This window comes from Chryseobacterium balustinum, assembly GCF_900168205.1.
In the GTDB taxonomy this organism is placed as follows: domain Bacteria; phylum Bacteroidota; class Bacteroidia; order Flavobacteriales; family Weeksellaceae; genus Chryseobacterium; species Chryseobacterium balustinum.
Window position 1 is genome coordinate 1 of record NZ_FUZE01000060.1, and the last position, 2,395, is coordinate 2,395.

General features: G+C 46.6%; 2 protein-coding genes. Both read right to left on the minus strand.

Annotated features, from left to right (window positions below; genetic code table 11):
- Positions 1-226: 226 nt before the first annotated feature.
- Positions 227-1,333, minus strand: coding sequence for an IS91 family transposase (locus B5X64_RS22355; RefSeq protein ID WP_079467321.1), 1,107 nt, complete (start codon positions 1,331-1,333; stop codon positions 227-229).
- On the minus strand, positions 1,317-2,129 hold the full coding sequence (locus B5X64_RS22360; RefSeq protein ID WP_228419089.1) for a tyrosine-type recombinase/integrase: 813 nt from the start codon (positions 2,127-2,129) through the stop codon (positions 1,317-1,319). Before B5X64_RS22360 ends, B5X64_RS22355 begins: the two co-directional genes overlap by 17 nt.
- Positions 2,130-2,395: the final 266 nt, after the last annotated feature.

A 2,395-nucleotide genomic window follows, 5' to 3' on the forward strand; every position in this document is an offset into this window, starting at 1 on the left:
AATAACTAAGCTTTCGTCTTGTCCGCAGGACACGAGATGAAAGCCCGTTGAACGGAAGATCCGGGAGCTTTTTTGGCCGTCTATGGAGTTTTCGATTTTAGGATTTAGGGTAACAAAGCAGTTTTTTGGAATGACTGCTTTTTTTTGTGGCATTTGGTAGCCTTTATGAGTGGTTTTCTGCAGGTTTTTCTTCGCTGCAGCATATAAATTCCCTTACCCGCAAAGGTTATTTTGCAGACAATGGTTGGATAACGAAAAGAAATTCCGGTGGCGGACCGCGCTGCCCGAAAACAGCTATAGTGACTAAGTTTCCTTCCTTGCAACTTCGACATTTCCGGAGCAAAGTTTTCGGTTTTGCTGCAGTAACTCTGATTTTCAAATCCGATTGCAGTGCCTGCAGTTTCCCACGCTTCCAGCTGCTGCTCAGGATGCCGTAATGCCGGATCCTTACAAATCTTTTCGGTAAAATATGCATCGAAAACCTCCGGACAAACTCCGTGTTTGCAAGAGTCATTTCCTTTTTTTCGCCGCCTTTGCGGTAATCTTTGTACTCAAAACGGACCTGCTGATCCGTCACTTCTTTTATGCGGTGATTGCTGATGGCGACTTTGTGAGTGTATCTCCCCAAGTACTCGATCACCTGTTTCGGGCCGCCAAAAGGCCGCTTGGCATATACGACCCAGTTCTTGGTGAAGAGTTTCTCCATTAAATCCCGGTCAGTAATTCCACAGGCTCTTAAGGAAGTCACAAACTTTGCCCGAAAGACTTTGCTCAGCGCTTTTACTGGAAACAGAAACTTATCCGTCCTTACTTTCTTTCTCCATTTTCCCTGCATCGTGAGACCACCTCCCGGCACAATGCAGTGCAGATGCGGATGAAGGCTCAGATTTTGTCCCCATGTGTGAAGTATGGCAATCATTCCCAACTGAAGGCCTTCGGTTTTGCCGAACTGGTTTAAAGTAGCCCAGGCGGCCTCAAATAAGGCTTTGTAAATGAGTTGGGGCTGGGATATTGCTAGCCCATTCAACTCCTCCGGCAGGGTAAAAACCACATGGTAATAGCTGCAGGGCAAGAGGTCCTGTTCGCGCTTTTGGATCCATTCTTCCTTTTTGTGTCCCTGACACTGCGGACAGTGCCGGTTACGGCAGGAGTTGTAGCTGATGGAAAGATTTCCGCAACCATCACACGTATCAATATGACCACCCAAGGCAGAAGTCCGGCAGTTGGACAATGCCCTAAGCGTCTTTTCCTGATGAACGCTGAAGTTTTGGGATGATAAATTGATTTTGCGAAGAACTTCTGCTACACTCGCACCTTTACTTCGGGCCTGCATTCCTGCTGCATAAAGTAAATACCGTATCCAAAGGACTGTGCGGTTTTTGGTCCGAGAGCTGGCACACATGAAGATATTCCATTGTACTTTCAATACGCTCATGACCCAGAAGTTTCTGTACCATGATGATCGGAACGCCGTCTTCCAAAAGGTGTGTGGCATAAGAATGCCGCAACGTGTGGGTGTGAACGTCTTTGGTGATGCCGGCTTTTTTAGAAATGGTTTTTATTACCCACTGCACACCGCGCTGGCTGTAGCGGGAATCGAAATCTTTGCTGGCAGACCGTGAAGCCCCTGTGCTGAGCGCATCAATCTCTTCAATATTCCTGTTATGGTTTCCATTGAATAAATACTGAACCGGATTCTCAATACTGATGAAGGTTTTCAGTCCCCGGATCAAATGTTCCGACAAGGGAACGTAACGGTCTTTGCTCCCTTTACCCTGAACAACATGCAACATCTTCCGGTCAAAATCCAGATGCTGAAGTTCGATATTCCTTACTTCCATGCAGCGCAGTCCACAGCCGTATATCAGACCGATGAGCAGTTTATGTTTCAGGAGTTCGGCACTCTGAAGCATACGCCAGATCTCTTCCCGACTCAGGATTACAGGAAGTTTCTTCACTTTAGCAATGGTGGGAAGGTGCAGAAAACTATAAGGCAAACCCTCAGTTTTCAGCAGGAACCGAAGACCGTATACAGTATGCTTAAAATACGATTGCGAAGGGGTTCTGCTCCGCCGCTGCAGTTCAAAAAGATAATCTTTGACCTGTTCAGGATCCAGTTCGGTGGGCAAAGTTCCAAAGTGAAGCGCCAGGGCCGCCACATGACGGGAATAATTATCAAAGGTTCTGGGGCTCCTGCCCAGGATAGAAATATTCCGCTCAAAGCGTTGCAGCAGTTCAGCAAAACCACTAACTTCGCTCGAGGCGCGGTTCAGAATTTTGTTTACCCTTAACTCCTCCGGAGATTTTTTTTTGTAGCCATTTTAAAGATTTTTTGTTGTTTTACCAAAGTTAATAAAACAGCGAAGGGAAAAGCTACCGGAGGTTTAGTTCAACA